Origin of the sequence: Streptomyces rhizosphaerihabitans (assembly GCF_025399795.1) — a bacterium.
Lineage (GTDB): Bacteria > Actinomycetota > Actinomycetes > Streptomycetales > Streptomycetaceae > Streptomyces > Streptomyces rhizosphaerihabitans.
In genome coordinates this window covers 257,793-275,623 of the sequence record NZ_JAODTZ010000005.1, presented here as the reverse complement: position 1 = coordinate 275,623, position 17,831 = coordinate 257,793, and the positions used below count along the sequence as shown (strand labels likewise).

Below are 17,831 nucleotides of genomic sequence, written 5' to 3'. Positions count from 1 at the left end.
GCGCCCCCCTAGCCGCGGAACCTGAGTACGGTGGTGAACCCCTCCGTGCCGTCGGCGAAGCCTGTGCCGACCAGCGTTGTGGTGGGTTCCTTGCGCCCGAAGCCGGGGGAGTACCAGCCCAGCGGCGGGTCGCTCTCGCCGCGATGCGCCCGCCAGCGCAGCTGCCCGGGCAGGTCGAGCACCGCGGAGCGGTCCTCGCCGTCCCGGGTCCAGGTGAGCACGGCCCGGTTGTCCGTCAGGTCCGCGGCGATCGCCGGGCCGAGGTGGAACGTCAGGTGTACGGCCCGGCGCGGGCCGCGCACCTCGTCGACCACCCGCAGCTCCTGGCTCGCGGCCGTCAGCTCCACCCGGCGGCGGTGCACGGAGCGCTGGTAACCGTCGTGCTCGGCACACCAGCGGGCCGTCCCCCCGTCGGAGGCGTCGGATGTGTCCGCGGCCAGGACGCGGCTGCGGGCATGCCGGGTCCACAGGAACGGGCCGCCGGAGACGGACTGGTCACTGCCGTCCAGTTGCAGGGTGTTGTGGCCGAGGGTCGACCGGAAGTACCGCCGCCACTCGGGTTGCCCGTGGTAGCAGTACGTCCCCGGGTCGGCGAGCACGTCGACCCCGTCGTGCCGGACCTCCACGGACAGCGCGTCCGCGTGGCCGTGCGCGGCGATGGAGAGGAAGCCGTGCGGACCACCGTCGCAGCGGCACCAGATCTCCGCCGGACCGCGCAGGATGGTCATGCCCGCGTCGGCGAAATGGGCCGGGCGGCTTGCCGGGCGGGTCACGGCCGGTGCGGTTCCACTCTTCGGGTACGGCCGGATGAGCGCGGCCAGCAGCGGGGTGCGCACATCGGTGCCGGTCACCGCCGGCCACCAGGCGAGCCGACCGAACACGGCGTCCCCGGTGGCCAGCAGCGAGCCCCAGCGGTCGGTGCCCGCGCCGTCCACGACCAGGCCGTGCCCGTCGTCCGAGTCCCCCTGGCGCGGCGGCCGTAACCGGCCGTCCACGATGGCCGCGAGCGCGTCGGTCATCCGCAGCAGGACCAGCCGGATCGACTCGGGGACCGGTACGCCGGCGGCATCCGCCTCGGCCACCGCGGACAGGCCGAGCTCCAGCACCAGTCCGTGGTACTCGGTGGCCAGCTCGCGGTTGAGGCCGGAGCCGAAGGTGTTGCCGCGCAGATGCCGCTCCAGCGACCGCAGCGCGCCGCCTCGCCAACGCGCCGAGGAGGGGAACCACCCGAACGCGCAGGCCGCGGCGAACTGCCCGGCGGCCTCGGCGATGACGTGGTTGTTCGCGGAGGACCCCCGGCTGGGGAAGGCGGCCAGCCAGCGCTGGTGGTGCCAGATCTGGTTCAGCGCCACCGGATTGCCCTCGAACAGCCCGGCCGCTCCCGGCCAGCCGTCGAGCAGCCGGCGGATCCACACCCAGGACAGCAGCCGGATGCCCAGCTCGATGCCGCTGGTCCAGTGCACGCCGCGCAGCGGTGGGTTGGCCGTCCACCAGGACCGCAGGTGTTCGGCCACTCGCTCGGCGTACCGCTCGTTCCCGGTGATCGCGTAGGCGGCGGCGAGCACGGTGAGGTACTGATGCCGGGACAGCTCCCAGATCTGCTTGATGTCCCCGACCGCGTCCTCGTTCCGGTACGGCACGTCGAAGGCGTAGCCCTCCGGTGCCCGGCGTCCGGTCTTCGGGTCGCACCACCAGTCCGGGTCGGCCAGGTCGTCGCGGACCACCCCGAAATACTCGGCGTGCCCGTCCATCAGCCGGTCCGCCTCGGCGACGAGACGTTTCGCGGCGTCCGGAGGTATCGCCGCGATCGTCCCGGCGGGCAGTACCGCGGTGAACCGTGCGCCGGTCACGCTCGGGCACTGTGGCCGCGCCGACCGCCACCGCCGCCTGCGCACCGCGTCGCCCGCCCGGCCGCCGACCTCCAGCGGTCCCATCCGGGACAGCCGCCGCAGGTACCAGCCCGCGCTCATGGTCATCGAGCCCTCGCCAGCGTCACCGGCGCGCCGCCGACCAGGCCGGCCTGCACGGCGAGGGTGGCCGACGTCGTGGCGACCAGCGACTCCAGCGGCACCGGCATCGGCCCGCCGGTCCGCACGGCCTTGATGAACGCGGCCAGTTCGGCGGACTGGCCCTTGTCCCGGGCCTTGGGCAGCCGCGAACTGACCCACCGCTTGCGGCCGGCCGTGCCGTCCGAATACAGCGAGGCACGGACGAAGTCGTCGAGCCGCAGCACCTTGCCGTCCGCGACCAGGTCCAGCGTCTCCTTGGGGAAGCCGGCCGCGCCGTTGGTGACGTAGCTGATGGTGGCGGTGGATCCGTCCGGGTAGCGCAGCACGACCTGCAGGTCCTCGTTGCCGGACGGGGCGACCGCGTACACCGAGACCGGGTCGGCCTCGAGAAGCCAGCTCGCCGTGTCGATGAAGTGTCCGCCCTCGCCGGCGAACCGCGAGCCCTCGGTGTCCTGCTGGAGGTACCAGCTGCCGTGTCCGAGGCGGCCCGCGTTGACCAGGTAGCGGAGGCTCGCCGGACCGGTCCGGGCGCCGAACCGCTTCCTGGCCTCCTGCAGCAGCGGCGCGAACCGGCGGTTGAAGCCCACCTGCAGCCGGTCGTTGCCGGACTCCTCCACCGCCGCGAGCACACCGGCCAGCTCGTCCTCGGTGAGCGCCAGCGGCTTCTCCACGAACACCGTCTTGCCGGCCAGCAGCGCCCTTCGGGTCAGTTCGGCGTGCGAGCTGTGCCGGGTGACGACGAACACCGCGTCGATGGACTTGTCGCCGAGCACGGCGTCGAGATCGGTGGTCGCCTCGGCGAAGCCGAACTTCCGCTGCGCGTTGGCCGCGGACAGCGCCGTCGTGGTGACGACCGTGGACAACTCGACGCCGTCGCGCTGTGCCAGGTGCGGCAGCAGCATCGAGGTCGCGTAGTTTCCCGCCCCGAGGAACGCCAGCCGCACCGGCCTGTTGGCGGACCGGGCCGGGGCGGACGCTCCGCCGCGTCGCACCGCGGGCACGGTCACCGCCGGGGCCTGCGCTCCCCCCGCTTCCTCTTTCTGCCCGGGGTACCGGAACAGCACGGCCACGGCCTTCAGGTCGCCGTCCTTCAGGCGCCGGTACGTCTCGACGGCGTCGTCGAAGTCGGCGACGTGGGAGACCAGGGGCTCCACGTCGACGCGGCCGCGGGCGAGGAGATCGAGGAAGCACGCCAGGTTGCGGCGCTCGGTCCAGCGCACGTAGCCGATCGGGTAGTCCCGCCCCTCGAGCTCGTACTCCGGGTCGTAGCGACCGGGGCCGTACGAGCGCGAGAACCGGACGTCGAGCTCCTTCTCGTAGTACGCGTTCCACGGCAGGTCCAGGCGGCATTTTCCGATGTCGACGACCCGGCCGCGGTCCCTGCAGAGCCGGGCGGCCAGCTCGACGGGCTGGTTGCTGCCGCCTCCGGCGGCCAGGTACACCTGGTCCACGCCGTGACCGCCGGTGAGTTCGGCGACGGCGGCTTCCACGGCCGCGGACGCTGGATCGCCGCAGGCGGCGGCACCCAGGCGCTCGGCGAGCTCACAGCGCGCCGGGTCGGGGTCGACCCCGACGACGCGGACCCCCGAGGCGGTAAGGAGCTGCACCACCAGCTGCCCGATCAGCCCGAGGCCGATGACCAGCGCCACCTCGCCGAGCTGCGGCTCGCCCTGGCGCACGCCCTGCATCGCGATCGACCCGACGGTGCCGAAGGCGGCGTGCCGCGGCGCGAGGCCGTCCGGCACCGGGGCGTAGAGGTTCTTCGGCACCCAGTTCAGCTCGGCGTGCAGCGCGTGCTCGTTGCCGGCGCAGGCGACGAGGTCGCCGACCTTCACGTCGTCGATCCCGGTGCCGACCTGCTCGACCACCCCGCACAGCGAGTAGCCCAGCGGTGTGTACGAGTCCAGCTTGCCCATCACCTTGCGGTAGGTGGCGGGCACCCCGTTGGTGGCCACGCTCTGCATGACCTTGGCCACCTGGTCCGGCCGGGAGCGGGCCTTGCCCAGCATCGACATGCCGGCCTCGGACACCTTCATGAGCTCGGTGCCGGTGGAGATCAGCGAGTAGGCGCTGCGGACCAGCACCCCGCCCGGCTTGCACCCCGGCACCGGTACGTCGAGTACCGCCAGCTCGCCGCTCTTGTAGTTCTGTACAACCTGCTTCACCCGAAGTCCCCTTGTTTCTACGCCGTCTTCTACGCCGCCGAGCGAGTGCTCCGGCCGGACCCGGAGGTCGCGTCGCGGTACCAGTACTCGAGGGTCAGCACATGCCACAGATGCTTGGAGAAGTCCCGCTGCCCGGCGGCGTCCTCGGCGACCATGCGCGCCAGCGCGTCGCGGCGCAGGAGCCCGGAACTGACGAGCACGCCGTCGTTGACCACCTCGCGCACCAGCGGTGCCAGATCGCGGCTCATCCAGGCCCGCAGCGGGGCACTGAACAGGCCCTTGGGCCGGTACACGATCTCCCGGGGCAGGATCGAGGTGGCCGCCTCCTTGAGAACGGCCTTGCCCTGTCGTCCGACGATCTTGCGATCGCCGGGTACGGCGAACGCCGCCTTGACCACCTCGACGTCCACGTACGGCACCCGCACCTCGGTCGAGGCGGCCATGCTCGACCGGTCCGTGTAGGCGAGGTTCAGGCCAGGCAGGAACATCCGGGCGTCGCCCAGGCACATGCGGTTGACGAAGTCGTCGAGGTCGTTGTCCTGGTAGATGTCCGCATGCTCGGTCAGCACGTCCTCGACCGTCCCGGCCAGGTCCGGATTGACCAGGGCGAGCAGCTCGTCCTGGTCGTACATGGTGTAGCTGCGCCGGAACGCGGTCTCCTCCGGCAGATCGGCGAAGGAGAGGAACCGCTTCGCGAAGCGCACCGACCGGTACCCCCGGCGGGCCGTGGCGACCGGCAGCCGGTCCACGGCCCTGGACAGGCCGCGCCGCAGGGGCCCAGGGACGCGCTGGTAGCGCAGCGCGATCAGGTTGGCCAGGTGCTTGCGGTATCCGGCGAACAGCTCGTCGGCACCCATCCCCGAGAGCATCACCTTCACCCCGGCCTCCCGGGCGGCCGAGCAGATCAGGAACGTGTTGATCGCGGCGGGGTCGCCGATCGGCTCGTCCAGGTGGTACGTCATCTGCGGCAGCAGGTCGAGCACATTCGGAGCGATCTCGATCTCGTGCAGGTCGACGCCGAACTGCTCGGCCACCTGCCGGGCATAGCGCAGGTCGTCCGGCATCGCCTCGAACTTGGCGTCCTCGGCGCGGAACCCGATCGTGTAGGCGGAGATCCCGGGTCGGTCGCGGGCCGCCAGCGCGGTCAGGTAGCTGGAGTCGAGACCGCCGGAGAGGAAGGTCGCCACGGGTACGTCGGAGAGCAGATGACGCCGGGTCGACTCCTCGACGACGGCGGCGATGTCCGGCAGTTCGCCGCTGCGGGACCGCTCCCGTCCCTCGGCGGCGACGTCCTTGAGGTTCCAGTACCGGCCGCTGTCCACCCGGCCGTCCGGGCGGAACCGGAGCCAGCTCCCCGGCGGCAGCTTCTCCGCCTCGCGGAACGCGCACCGAGAGTCCGGCACCCAGTAGTACAGCAGCGAGGCCACCAGCGCCGCATGGTCCACCTCCAGCGACCCACCGGTCACGGCGGCGAGCGCCTTGAGCTCGGAGGCGAACACCAGACCCCCGCCGCGCCGCAGCAGGAACAGCGGCTTGATGCCTAACTGGTCCCGGGCGAGCACCAGTTCACCGGTCCGCTCGTCGAAGATCCCGAACGCGAACATGCCGCGCAGCCGGGGCAGGCAGTCCGTGCCCCAGCGTCGCCAGGCCTCCAGCAGCACCTCGGTGTCGGAGGTACCGCGGAAGCGCACGCCGGCGGCCGCCAGCTCGGCACGCAGCTCGGGAGCGTTGTACAGCTCGCCGTTGTACGTCAGGACGAGGCCGTCGGAGACCATCGGCTGAGCGCCGGTCTCGGACAGGTCGATGATGGCCAGCCGGCGGTGCCCGAGGTGCACTTCGCCGTCACCGAGAGGGTGGCTGTACCGGCCCGACCCGTCCGGACCGCGATGGGCGAGGGTATCGGTGAGCCGGTCGGCCACGACCTTCCCGTCCGGCCACCGGTAAGTACCTGCGATGCCACACATGTCTACCGCGCCTCCTGGTCGCTGTCCGGGACGCGTGCCGCCCACATCGGCAGCCGCTCGTTCCGCCGCCGGCCCGTCCCGCTCTGCCGGGCCGACAGCTCGTTCTGGCCGCGCAGCGCGGTGTGCAGCCCGTCCCACAGCGTGCCGTCGGTCCGGTCACGCGGATCGGGGTCGATCAGCACCACACCGATCACCGGAATGCGCTGGTCCGCGAGCTGCCGCGCCACGGTGTGCAGCCATGCGGCGCTGCCGTGCCCGGCCCGTACGACGAGCACGGTCTGCGTGCCGAGGTACTGGAGGTCGGTCCACGCCGTGCCGGGCGCCACCGAGCCGACGCCGAGCCGGCGCTCCTGAGGGGACACGGCCGCGGCACCCTCGCCGCTGACCACGGTCGGGTCTCCTGGTTTCGGGCGGCGCTTGGCGAGCTGCAGGCCGGGCAGACCATCGACGATGACCACCGGCCCCTCCGCCGCCAGTGCCCTGGCGAGGTCCAGGGCGATCACGCTCGTGCTGCGCGCACAGCCCAGTTCCAGCAGCGACACCGGTTCCGCGGAACTGTGCATGCGGGCCAGCGACGCTGTGAGCCGTTCGCGTGCCGCCCGGATCCGTCGGCGTCGCCACCGCCTGGCCGACCGGCGGGGCAGCTCCGCGATGACCGAGGCGCCGAGGTTCGCCGCGATCTCCCGGCGCAGCACGGGGCGGTCCGCCACCACCGTGCCGACCGCGGCCACCGCGAGCCCGAGGACGAGCCCGAGGACGAGCCCGATCGCGCCGTTGGTGGCAGCGGTTTTGGGCAGGGACTGCCGCACCGCGCGCGGTGCGTCCACGACCTGTGTGCCGGCGATGAGCTGGGGCGTGCCGATGCGCGCCTCCGCGGCGCGCTGGCTGAAATCGGTGATCCGCGAGGTGAGTTCGGCCCGGCTGGCGAAGAGCGACTCCAGGTTCGCCGAGGCCTTCGGCCCGCTCTGCGACGAGCCCTCCCCGATCGCCTTGTTGACCTGGGCGAGTTCGCCCTGCATCCGGTCACGCTGGTCGAGCAGGGCCTTCGCCTCGGCGTCGGCGGCGTTCTTTATCCGCGTCACGTGGTCCACGACGAACGCGTCGGCCAGCGCCTTGGCGCGGGCCACCGCCTGCGCGTCGCTGTCACCTGTCACAGTGATCTGCAGCAGGTTGTTGGTCAGGCCGACGGCCCCGTAGTCCTTCATGAAGTCCTCCGGTCTTTCCGGGGACCCGAGGGACTGCAGGGCTTTGGCGGCGATCCGCGTGGTCTGCAGCAGTCCGACATCGGTGCGGATCAGCGTTCCGGGATCGTTCGGCTGGTCCTCCTGATGCGCGACCAGCACCTTGGCCACGGCGGTCGGCGGCGGCGGCAGCAGGACCGCCACCGCCGTGCCGACGAGCAGCCCCAGCAGCGCCATGGAGGACCAGAGGCGGCGCCGCCTCCGCACTGCCACCACCAGCGCCTGCAGGTCGAGCAGCGGAGCGGCGGCCGACGACTCCGCAGTCGTACTCGTCGTCACCGTGAACTTCCCTTCCCGTCGTTGCCCACCGCGAGCACCGGCGTGGCGGCATCCGGAGGACGGCCGGCGGACTGCGTCGCACGGGCCCGGACCGGGCCGGCGAGGACGATGCCGACGACCTCGTGCTTGGCGTCCGCACACGCCTCGGCGATGCCGGCGAGCTCAACCGCGGTCCAGGCGCCCGCGCTGAGCACGACCAGGGCACCGGACTCGTTGTCGCGGTCCGGCACCAGCGGCTGGGACACCGAGACCCCCACCACCCGCAGCATCGGATCGTTCCCGGCCTCGGAGACGAGCTGCCCGGCGGCCCGGCGGGCGATCTCGTCGCCGTCCGGGACGACGACCAGCAGTCTCCGAGGGGCCGGCAGCTGGTCCCGGAGGCGGGCGCACACCCGCCGGTAGCGGATCTGTCTGCTCGCCTCGTCGCCGGACGTCTGCGGGGTCGGGATGTCCCACCGGACGTCGACGCCCAGCAGCCGGCGGATCAGGGCCCGAGGGCCACGGCCTTCCGGCCGGTACGCGGACCGTGCACCGGGTACGTCGACGGTACCCAGCAGCGCCGATCCCAGCGCCGCGGCGATCTCCGGTTGGGTGCGCAGTCGGCGGCTCACCCGTGCGGCGGTGAGATGACCGATCACCGCGAGCAGGAAGAACAGCAGCGCCCCGCCGACGACGAGCTGCACCCTCGTCGGCGGGGCCTCGCCGGCCGGCCGGGCGGCCGACCCCATGACGACCATGTTGGCCTTGTTGGCGGTCGGGCCGGCCTGGTCCAGCTTGGTGATGGCCTCCTGCAGAGAGGTACGCAGCTTCTCGAGCTCGGTGCGGGTCTGCACGCTCTCCACGGTCTGCCCCGGATCTGCCGCATCGGCCAGGTCGGTGATGCGGCGGTTGGTCTGCACCACCATCTGCTGCAGTGCCTCGAGCTGCGCCGCTGCCTCGGGGTCGGTGTTGTCGTCCACGATCCGCGCGGCGAATGTGACGAACTGCCGGGCAACCTGGTCGGAGAGCTGCTGTGCGCGCTCCGGGGTGTCCGCCGTGCCCGAGATCTTGATGATGTTCCCGTCGGCTGCCTTGGCGCTCACCTGATCCTGCAGCTCTCTGCCGCTGACCCCATGCCAGTGGAGCGTGGCGGCCGCGCGGTCGATCACCACCGAACTGGTCGCGACCTCCGTCTGAGTCAGCAGCTCGCGCTCCTCCCACGCCCCCGGCAGCAGTACCGATGCCGACGTCGTGTACCGCGGCGGAAACAGCAACGAGGTGCCGTAGCCGACGAGCGCACCCACCACGGCGAGGATGGTGAGAAGCCGCCAGCGCCGACGGATGATCCGTCCGATCGTGACCAGGCGTATCGTGTCGTCGTTCAACGGTGCGGCCTCCGCCCTGCGCGGTCCGGGTCGCCCGCAGCCACCGGAGTCCGGTCACTGCAGGCAGCGGCGTAGGCGGCGAGCAGCGCTCGCTGGGAGTTCCGCCAGGAGAGCGGCCCGCTGATCCGCTCCTGGCCGATCTTGCCCATCAGGGCCCGCTTCTCGGGATCGTCCAGCAGCAGCGCGATGAGCCCGGCGAACTCGGCCTCGTCGTTGGCGGGCGCGTAGACGGCGGCGTCACCGGCGGAGACTCGCGCCTCCCGGAGGTCGAACGAGACGATCGGCCGGCCCATCACCATGTACTCCAGGACCTTGTTCATGGTCGACACGTCGTTGAGCGGATTGTGCGGGTCGGGGGAGAGGCACACGTCCGCGGTGGACAGGTAGCGCACCAGATCGGCGTCCGGAATCCGCCCCGTGAACTGCACCTGCTCCGAGAGCCCGAGCTCCCGGGACAGCTCCACCATCGCGTCGAAGGTGTCGCCGGCGCCGACGAACACCGCGTGCCAGTCGGTCCGCCCGAACTCGTCGCGCAGCTTCGCGAGGGCCCGCAAGGCGTAGTCGACGCCGTCCTGCGGGCCCATGACGCCGAGGTAGCACAGCAGATGAGGCTTGCCGCGCTTCAGCTCCGGCTCGGGCGGTACGGGGTGGAACCGGTCGATGTCGGGTGCGCTGCGCACCACGAAAACGTCCTCCGGCCGCTGACCGCCACGGCGCACCGCGACGTCCCGGTAGCTCTCGTTCGTGGCGAGCACGACGTCAGCGGCCCGGTAGGTCCGCCGTTCCAGCGCGCACACGGCGCGGTAGAGCAGATCCTCGCCGCGGTCGAACCGGGAGAGGTACAGCTCGGGTACCAGGTCGTGCTGGTCGAAGACGAACCGCGCCCCGCGCCGCTTCAGCCACAGTGCAGGCAGGAACAGCAGGTCGGGCGGGTTGCAGGCGTGGACCACGTCGACCGGGCCGACCTTCCGGGCCAGCCGGACCGTGTGCCACAACGCCGATCCGTACTCCCGCAGGTAGCCGGCCGGCCCTCCGGTGGCCGCGCGCAACGGGTAGCGGTGGATCCGCACCCCGTCGATCTCCGCCTCCGGCTCCGTGTCCCGCTTACTCCCTTGGGGGCAGATGACGTGCACCTCCCAGCCCGCGTCGCGCAGGGTCGTGCACTCCTGCCACACCCGCCGGTCGAACGGCACCGACAGGTTCTCGACCAGGATCAGCGCACGCCGGTCCGGCCGGTCGTCGCTGGTCGTATTACCAAGCAAGGCCCATGTACCCCGGTTCGGCCCGGCGCGCGTCGGCGTCGGGAAGGTGGATGAGGTCGACAATCACCGGGCCGTCGGCGCCATGGGGCAGCGCCGACAGCACGGCCGGATCCCTGGTTCCGACCAGGCACACCTCGGCGTGATCGAGCACCTCGTCGACGGAATCCGCGAGCAGCTGCGCGAGGTGCGGCAGCCGGGTCTCGACGTACTCGCGGTTCGCGCCGAGCAGCCGGGAGAGGCTCACGTTGGCGTCGTGGATCCGCAGGTCGTAACCCTTGCCGAAGAGCCTCTCCGCCAGCTCGACGAGCGGGCTCTCGCGGAGGTCGTCGGTGCCGGGTTTGAAGGACAGCCCGAACAGGCCCACCCGGCGCTTGCCGGTGCGCTCGACCAGGTCCACGGCGCGCTGCAGATGGTCGGAGTTGGAGGCCAGCACATGGGAGAGGATGGGCACCGAGACGTCGGCCCGCTGCGCCGCGTGGACCAGGCTGCGCAGGTCCTTGGGCAGGCAGGAGCCGCCGAAGGCGAAGCCGGGCCGCAGATAGGCGGGGCTGATGTTCAGCTTGCGGTCGGCCAGGAACACGTCCATCACCTGGTGCGAGTCCACCCCGAGCGCCTGGCACACCGCGCCCAGCTCGTTCGCGAAGCCGATCTTGAGACCGTGGAACGCGTTGTCGGCGTATTTGATCGCCTCGGCCGTCGGGACCGGCACCCGGAACACTTCGCCGGGCAAGCCGTCGTACAGTGCCAGCACCGCTTCGCCGCTTGCCGGGTCGAGCTCGCCGATGACGGTCTTGGGCGGGTCGAAGAAGTCCCGCACGCTCGTGCCCTCGCGCAGGAACTCCGGGTTGACCGCGACCCCGATGTCCACCCCGGCCATCCCGCCGACGGACTTCTCCAGGATCGGTACCAGCAGGTTCAGGCAGGTGCCCGGGAGCATCGTGCTGCGGAACACGACGGTGTGCCGCCCACCCCGCTCGGCCAGCGCGGCACCGATCTGCTCGGTGACCCGCTCCAAGTACGTGGTGCACAGGCTGCCGTTGGGCTCCGACGGCGTGCCCACGCAGACCAGCGATATCTCGCTGCCCATGATCGCCTCGCGGACGTCGCCGGTGGCGCGTAACGCTCCGGTCCGCACGACATCGGCGATGAGCTCGCCGATACGCTCCTCGACCACCGGGGCCTTGCCGTCGTTGACCAGGTCGACCTTCACCTGGTTCACGTCCACCCCGATGACCTCGTGACCCATGCTGGCCAGGCACGCGGCCGACACGCAGCCCACGTAGCCGAGCCCGAAAACGCTGACTCTCATGACCCGTTCCTCCCCCCAGGCAGGCCCTTCGGGCCTGCGGTCCGCGCGTCGGCCGGACGACGACTTCCGCGCATCAGTAGGCCCCCTGCCCATAGAGCACCGCACGCAGCGTCTTCCACAAGATCACTGTGTCCAGGGCGAGCGACCAGTCCTCCACGTACCGCAGGTCCAGCCGGACCGCCTCCTCCCACGACAGGTCGCTGCGTCCGCTGATCTGCCACAGGCCGGTGAGTCCGGGTTTGACCAGCAGGCGCCGCCGGATGTCCGGGCCGTACGCAGCGGACTCCTCCGGTAGCGGAGGCCGCGGACCGACGAGCGACATCGATCCGGTGAGCACGTTGAAAAGCTGCGGGAGCTCGTCGATCGAGTACCGGCGCAGCACCGTTCCCAGCCGGGTCACCCTCGGATCCCGGCGGAGCTTGAACAGCAGGCCGGCGCCCTCGTTGCGGTCGGCCAGCTCGGCACGTGCCCCGTCAGCCCCGGCGACCATGGTGCGGAACTTGAGAATGGTGAACTCACGGCCGTCCTTGCCGACCCTGCGCTGGCGGTAGAACGCCCCACCCCGACTGTCCGCCAGCACGAGCAGTCCGACGAACACCATCAGCGGCGCGAACAGCATCAGCAGGATCGCCGCGCCTATTCGGTCGACGACCCCCTTGATCGCCCGGCGGCCCCCGGTGAAGGTCGGCATACTGACCCGCAGCAGCGGGATCCCGAGCACCGCGTCGATGTGCAGTCGCGGGCCGGCCACCTCCATCAGCACGGGGGCCACGATCATCTCGGCGTCGCTGCCTTCGAGGTTCCAGGCCAGCCGCTGCAGCCGGTCCGGTGACCAGTGCGGGTCCGGTGTGACCGCGACGACACGGTAGCCGTCGCGGCGGACGTGGCCCGCGACGTCCGTCAGCCGGCCGACGACCCGCACGCCGTCCAGTTGGTCACCGTCGACCCCGAGACCGTCCGTCGTGCACACCGCGTCCACCCGCCAGCCGAGGTGCGGGAACTTGCGGGTTCGGGTGATCAGGTCGCGCACGGTGGCCAGGCTCCCGGCGGCGAGCACCGGTCGCAGGCAGCGACCTTCCTTGCGCTGTTTGTGCAGCCAGAGGCGCAGCAGATACCGCGCGGTCATGGTGATGAGTGCGATCGCGGGGATCGCGACGAAGATCCAGAGCTTGATGTTGCGCGAGGTGAGGGCGATCCCGCCGAGCGCCAGCACGACGGTCGCCGTGAACAGCGAGCGTCCGAGCCGACGGAATTCCTCGGCGCCCTGACCGAGTACGGCCGGAGCCCACGACCGGCTCACCGCGAGGGCCCCCAGCACCAGCAGCTCGGTGCCGAATGCGAGAATCCCCCACTTCTCATGCCAGTTGGCCGCGTCCCGGGCCCCGAAGAAGTTGCCGATCGCCGCCACCACGAAGGCGGTGGCCACCGTATCGCTGGTGACCACGGCACGGCGGTACCGCTGCTCCCATTCGGTCGCGGGCTGCCTGATCGCGCCGTTCGCCAGACGCTCGCGCGTCGACGGTAACGGGCCGGCCAGTCCCCCCTGCCGCACAGAACCCCCCAGGTCCCGCAGTGGTTCGACGTGTTCGCCTAACACTGTTCCTCCCCCCGGGAGGCCCCCGCCCCCCGCACTGTTCCTCCCCTTGGGAGGCCCCCGCCCCCCTCGCGCTGTTCTTCCCCCTTTCCCCCCGGGAGGCCCCCGCCCCCCGCATGACATCCCGGCTATTCCAGAGCTACGTGAACGACCCACCCCGGCGGCAGCGGACGCGCGTGTCCTGCCGGACTCTCGAGGTGCGCTGGAACCGTCGAAACCTCGGATGCTTCCCGCACCCAGGGCCCCCTTCTCGGGTTCCAGGAATTGATCACCCCCACGTCTGGCGCCAGGGACGCGACTGCTGGCTTCCCGTAGCACCGGACCTATAGATCATTATTGGTCGCCTCGTGTCTGAACAGCTGAAGCACGGTCAATCTAGACCATCAGGGCCGGTATGAAGAGGGGGATGTGTGTAATTTGTGCTCAAGCTTCGATGTTGGCTCCGCCGATCGGTGACCGCCTGCGGGTGCCTTGCCGCCACCGCGCGCTCCAGCGGCTCGCCCGGCCCCCGGGCGCGGCTGCTGCGCGGTAGTGATCGGCGAGCCGCAGCGGGCCTTCTGCGGCGCCTGGTCCGGCGACGACTTCCCGCTGTTCGTGCACTACGGCGTGCCGCTGCGGGGGCCCGGGCAGGGCGGGGCGATCGCCCCGGACAGGAGGTGTGCGACGTGATCGTGTCGGGTGTTCGGCGGCATGTCCAAGTGCGAGCGCAAACCGCCTCAGGATCCGGATGCATGCCGCGGTGTCGGCCCAGGCGCTGATGGAGGGGGCGCGGACAAGAACAGCCGGTGCGAAGTGCGGGGGTACCCCGGCGAACCGCGGCACCGGTGAACTTCCGTACCGGGACTGCGACTTCGGCGATGGTGTCACCGGGATGACGCACCCGCCCGCAGGAACGGCAGAGCGAGGTCCATGAACGCCTGCGGGGCCGCCTCGTGGATCAGGTGCCCCACGGGCACGACGGCGAGCCGACCACGAGGGATGCGGGAGGCCAACTCGGCCACCCCGTCCTGGGCGACGTGGCTCTGCGGCCCGCCGGCCACGACGAGGGTCTCGGCGGTGACCTCGTCGAGCCGCTCGAGCCACGCCGGATCAGGAGTGTCGATCTGCGCTTTGACGACCGTGACCATCTCCCAGTCGAAATTCAGTTCCCCGTCGGGTCGGGTCAGAGAGGTGGGCTTGCGGGGCCGTGGCAGCGGAACGTCCTCCAGCAGGAGACGGTCCACGCGCTGCGGATGTTCCTGGGCGAGCAGGTAGGCGACCACCCCGCCCATGGAGTGGCCGATCAAATCCACCTTCGCCAGTCCGAGCGCGTCCAGGGAGCCGAGGACGTCGTCCCGCATGAGTTCCAGCGAGTAGGACCCCGGCCAGTCGCTCCGGGCATGTCCCCGGAGGTCGAGGGCATGGACCCGCCGGTCCCGAGCGAAGACGGGCGTCACGGTGTCCCAGTCCGTCGAATCCTTGCCGAGCGCGTGCAGCAGGACGAGCGGCCGAGCCTCCGGCGGACCGGAGATCTGACAGGCCAGCCGGATCCGTCCGACGTGCAAGATGCGGTGATCGACCATGTCCGGACGCTGTCCAAGGATCCCGGGAGGGAAACGGCGTTCACCGACAGCCGAACCACATGGGGGGCGGTTCGGCTGCCGGACGAAGCCGGCTGAGGGTGTGTCAACGAGCGGATCCGACGCTCCGGTTCAGGGCCCGGCACTGATACCGGCTCACGCAGCGTTCGTGAGCACCTCGGCCGTGATGCGGCGGACGGGTCCGCCGGGAAAGGCGAAGTCGTACGACAGCGCCTGGAGCGCTTGCCGCACCACCTCGATCATGGACGGGTGATCGTCGCAGGTGCCCCAGATGACATCGAGTGGATACGTCATGACGCCACCGGGAATGGCCGTGCCCGGCTTGGCGTAGTTCCGGTACCCGACGACTCCCGGTATCCGGCGGACCTCGGTGGCCCCGTGTATGCGCTCCAGTCGGCATGCCTGAGTCGGAGCCATGGTGTTGAACTGGAAGTGCACCTGCCCACCGAAGTCGAGCGGGCCCGTGCCGGGCCGCTCGCCCAGCGCCAGCAGCCCGCCGAGGCGTACCAGGTCGATCCCCAACGTGCTCCGCGTCGTGAGATTCATATGGCCGGTCAGCCGACCGTTGATCTCGATGATGCGGGGGCCGGAGGCCGTCAGCTTGAGCTCGGTGTGGGTGAGGCCGTAGGTCACGTCGAGGGCCTGGAGCGCACGGGACGTGAGGTCCAGGATCGCCCGCTCCTCGTCCTCGGGCACGTGGGCGGGCCAGAACCTGCCCGGCTCCCGGAACGGCTTCATGAGGGGGAACTTGCCCGTGACGGCCAGGTGGACGACGCCCTGCTCGGTGCACACGCTCTCCACCGACACGTAGTCGCCGTACGGCAGACTCGGCCTGCCCTCCAGCAGCTCCTCGACGGTGAACTCGGTGGAGCCCGTCTCGTTCTCTCCCGAGAAGAGCAGCGCCAGCACCTCCGCCGCCTCGGCGTCCGTCGTCACCGCATAGGTGTCCCGGCTGCCTCCACCCTGGACGGGCTTGATGATGGCGGGCAGGGACACCGTCGCCAGCGCGGTCGGCCACTCCTCCGGCGAGCGCAACGGATGGGAGCGGACTTCGTCGACGCCCCGGGTCCGCAGGATCCGACGCTGGCGCACCTTGTCCGTCAGGGCATGGGCCACGTCCGCGGAGTGCGAGGGAAGCCCCATCGCCTCCGCGAGCTCGGCCGTCTTGCGGATCATCCGCTCGCTGTAGGTGAGTACCGCGTCCGGGGCCACCTTTCGCACGAGGTCGATGTCTTCCCGGGACGAGCCGGACAGCGCGACGACGTCACCCAGGTTCTCCATGACCGGGCGCAGCAGGCGGTTGTGGGGGGTGTCGGGTACGAGGAAGACCACACGCCCCAGGTCTCCCAGTCCCACACCGATCTCTCCCGCGGACGCCGCGCCTTCGTCGTACACGACGGCCAGGGTCCGTCCTCCGCGGCTCATGCCACCACCTGCGAGGCGGCGTCGGCCAGGGCGGACTCGAAGTGCAGTGCGTACTGTTCGGCGCTTCGTTCCTCCAGCAGCGCGGGGTCGTAGGCGACGACGACGCGGCTGCCCGCCTCGGTACCTTCGACCTCGAAGTCGACACGGAAGGGGAAGCTGGGCTTTCCCCGCACCCACCAGGAGCGGGTCTCCACACCGACCGTGGCCGGAAGGTCCTGGTAGACGTGGAAGTCCATGAAGTTGAACACGGTGTCGAACGGAGCCCGCTCCAGCCGGCTCTCGATCCGGGCCAGCGGGAAGGCGCGGTAGGGACCCGCCTCACGCTCGAGGTCGAACGCGTGGCGTGCCATGTCGGCCCAGGACTCGTCCAGAGACACGAAACGCAACGGGACGGTGTTGAGGTACAGCCCGACCATCAGGTCCGACCCCGCCCTTTCCGGCCGGGTGTTGACGACGACACCGGTCACCAGGTCCTTCTGGCGCCCGGTCCACTCCGACAGCGCCCGGACATGCGCTGCGAGAGCGACCGACTTGAGAGACGTGCGGGCCGTACGGGCCGTGTTCCGCAGACCGCGCAGAACCTCGGGGCTCAGCGGGAACCCGGTCTTCGCCACGGCGTTGGCCGCGCCGCCGAACTGGCCCCGTTCGAAAAGCAACGGAGTGGTGTCCGCCCGCTGGTGCCAGAAGTCGGCGGCCTCCGCCGAGGCGAGCAACTCGCGCTCAGCGACGATGAAGTCGCGTTCCCCCGCGGCCGGCAGCTCGGGTAGCCGGGCCTCCGTGTCCTTGAGGCCGGCGGCGTACAGCTCCAGAAGGTCCACGATCAGCCTGCCGTAGCTCCAGCCGTCGATGACGGCGTGGTGGGTGGCCACCGCGATGTGGAAGGAGTCCGGCTGGGCCACCACATGACAGCGGAACAGCGGGGCGCGGCTCCAGTCCAGGGGCAGTTGGAGGCCGTGCTCCTTCCACGCGTCGACCAGCTCCCGCGCCTTGACCGGATCGGACTCCGGCAACTGCTCGATCTTCAGGGGCAGTTCGATGCCCGACCACTGCAGCTGTACGGACTCGGAGAAGGTGCCCAGGTCGAAGGAGGTGCGCAACGCCGCGTGGCGCTCGCACAGCCGGCCGAGGGCCGAGCGGAAGACGGCCTCGTCGAACGGGGCGACCGTCTCCCATCCGACCACCGAGTGGTAGAGCTCGGGGTCGCCGCTGGTCTCACAGAGGTAGATGATGCCGACCTGCAGGGTGGAGGCGGGCAGGGCCGTCTCCACACCCGTCGGCACCAGGGCCAGATCGCCCGCGGCGAGGAGACTGTCGCCGTCCGCCGGGCCGGGAGCGGACTGCGCCGCGCCGGGCGGGGGCCCGGCCGCCGACGAGGACAGATACTCGGTGAGCTCGCGCACCGTGGGGTAGTAGAGCAGGTCCTTGAGGGTCATGGCGATGCCGTGTTGCTGCGCGGACGCCACGACCCGCAGGGCGATGAGCGAGTCGCCGCCGAGCGCGTAGAAATCGTCGTCGGGTCCGACGTCCTGCCCCGACAGGTGCTCGCTGAGGACGGCCGTCAGGGTCGCGGGCAGATCGGTCGTCGCAGCTGCCGCCGGGACGTCGGCGTCAGTGTTCTGCATGGTGCTGGTCCTCTCGT

The 17,831-nt window shown here is 71.0% G+C and carries 12 protein-coding genes; 1 reads left to right on the top strand and 11 read right to left on the bottom strand.

Annotated elements, in window-relative coordinates; translation table 11 throughout:
- Nucleotides 1-8 precede the first annotated feature (8 nt).
- From N4G66_RS07605 to N4G66_RS07570, 8 genes are all read right to left on the bottom strand, one after another.
- A complete protein-coding gene (locus tag N4G66_RS07605) occupies nt 9-1,976 on the bottom strand; it encodes an alginate lyase family protein (RefSeq protein WP_261703192.1) in 1,968 nt (655 codons plus the stop codon).
- Nucleotides 1,973-4,174, bottom strand: coding sequence for a bi-domain-containing oxidoreductase (locus N4G66_RS07600; protein ID WP_261703191.1), 2,202 nt, complete (start codon nt 4,172-4,174; stop codon nt 1,973-1,975). The genes N4G66_RS07605 and N4G66_RS07600 overlap by 4 nt, the downstream gene beginning before the upstream one ends.
- Nucleotides 4,175-4,203: 29 nt before the next feature.
- Nucleotides 4,204-6,138, bottom strand: coding sequence for an asparagine synthase (glutamine-hydrolyzing) (asnB, locus tag N4G66_RS07595; RefSeq protein ID WP_261703190.1), 1,935 nt, complete (start codon nt 6,136-6,138; stop codon nt 4,204-4,206).
- A gap of 2 nt (nt 6,139-6,140) precedes the next feature.
- Entirely contained in the window at nt 6,141-7,658 is a 1,518-nt protein-coding gene (locus tag N4G66_RS07590; protein WP_261703189.1) for a Wzz/FepE/Etk N-terminal domain-containing protein, read from the bottom strand.
- Nucleotides 7,655-9,022 (bottom strand): Wzz/FepE/Etk N-terminal domain-containing protein, encoded by a 1,368-nt coding sequence (locus tag N4G66_RS07585; protein WP_261703188.1) that lies wholly within the window; start codon nt 9,020-9,022, stop codon nt 7,655-7,657. Before N4G66_RS07585 ends, N4G66_RS07590 begins: the two co-directional genes overlap by 4 nt.
- Nucleotides 9,019-10,284 (bottom strand): glycosyltransferase family 4 protein, encoded by a 1,266-nt coding sequence (locus N4G66_RS07580; RefSeq protein WP_261703187.1) that lies wholly within the window; start codon nt 10,282-10,284, stop codon nt 9,019-9,021. Before N4G66_RS07580 ends, N4G66_RS07585 begins: the two co-directional genes overlap by 4 nt.
- Nucleotides 10,274-11,593 (bottom strand): nucleotide sugar dehydrogenase, encoded by a 1,320-nt coding sequence (locus N4G66_RS07575; RefSeq protein WP_261703186.1) that lies wholly within the window; start codon nt 11,591-11,593, stop codon nt 10,274-10,276. Before N4G66_RS07575 ends, N4G66_RS07580 begins: the two co-directional genes overlap by 11 nt.
- A gap of 73 nt (nt 11,594-11,666) precedes the next feature.
- A complete protein-coding gene (locus tag N4G66_RS07570; protein WP_261703185.1) occupies nt 11,667-13,145 on the bottom strand; it encodes a sugar transferase in 1,479 nt (492 codons plus the stop codon).
- Nucleotides 13,146-13,718: 573 nt separating this feature from the next.
- On the opposite strand from N4G66_RS07570, the gene N4G66_RS07565 reads away from it, so the two are divergent.
- The gene (locus N4G66_RS07565; protein ID WP_261703184.1) at nt 13,719-13,856 is read left to right on the top strand and encodes a hypothetical protein; all 138 of its coding nucleotides are present in this window, start codon (nt 13,719-13,721) and stop codon (nt 13,854-13,856) included.
- A 194-nt stretch (nt 13,857-14,050) separates the two neighbouring features.
- Here N4G66_RS07565 and N4G66_RS07560 read toward each other — a convergent pair whose 3' ends face one another.
- The 3 genes from N4G66_RS07560 to N4G66_RS07550 form a co-directional block, all read right to left on the bottom strand.
- The gene (locus tag N4G66_RS07560) at nt 14,051-14,749 is read right to left on the bottom strand and encodes an alpha/beta fold hydrolase (protein ID WP_261703183.1); all 699 of its coding nucleotides are present in this window, start codon (nt 14,747-14,749) and stop codon (nt 14,051-14,053) included.
- Nucleotides 14,750-14,902: 153 nt separating this feature from the next.
- The gene (locus tag N4G66_RS07555) at nt 14,903-16,192 is read right to left on the bottom strand and encodes an ATP-grasp domain-containing protein (protein WP_261703182.1); all 1,290 of its coding nucleotides are present in this window, start codon (nt 16,190-16,192) and stop codon (nt 14,903-14,905) included.
- Complete coding sequence (locus N4G66_RS07550; protein WP_261703181.1) at nt 16,189-17,814, bottom strand: condensation domain-containing protein; 1,626 nt, start codon at nt 17,812-17,814, stop codon at nt 16,189-16,191. The genes N4G66_RS07555 and N4G66_RS07550 overlap by 4 nt, the downstream gene beginning before the upstream one ends.
- Between the last annotated feature and the right edge of the window lie 17 nt (nt 17,815-17,831).

Excerpts from the sequence above, each read along its gene's own strand:
- N4G66_RS07605 (WP_261703192.1), bottom strand. The coding sequence starts at position 1,976 with ATGACCATGAGCGCGGGCTGGTACCTGCGGCGGCTGTCCCGGATGGGA.
- asnB (WP_261703190.1), bottom strand. The coding sequence starts at position 6,138 with ATGTGTGGCATCGCAGGTACTTACCGGTGGCCGGACGGGAAGGTCGTG.
- N4G66_RS07575 (WP_261703186.1), bottom strand. The coding sequence starts at position 11,593 with ATGAGAGTCAGCGTTTTCGGGCTCGGCTACGTGGGCTGCGTGTCGGCC.
- N4G66_RS07560 (WP_261703183.1), bottom strand. The coding sequence starts at position 14,749 with ATGGTCGATCACCGCATCTTGCACGTCGGACGGATCCGGCTGGCCTGT.
- N4G66_RS07555 (WP_261703182.1), bottom strand. The coding sequence starts at position 16,192 with ATGAGCCGCGGAGGACGGACCCTGGCCGTCGTGTACGACGAAGGCGCG.
- N4G66_RS07550 (WP_261703181.1), bottom strand. The coding sequence starts at position 17,814 with ATGCAGAACACTGACGCCGACGTCCCGGCGGCAGCTGCGACGACCGAT.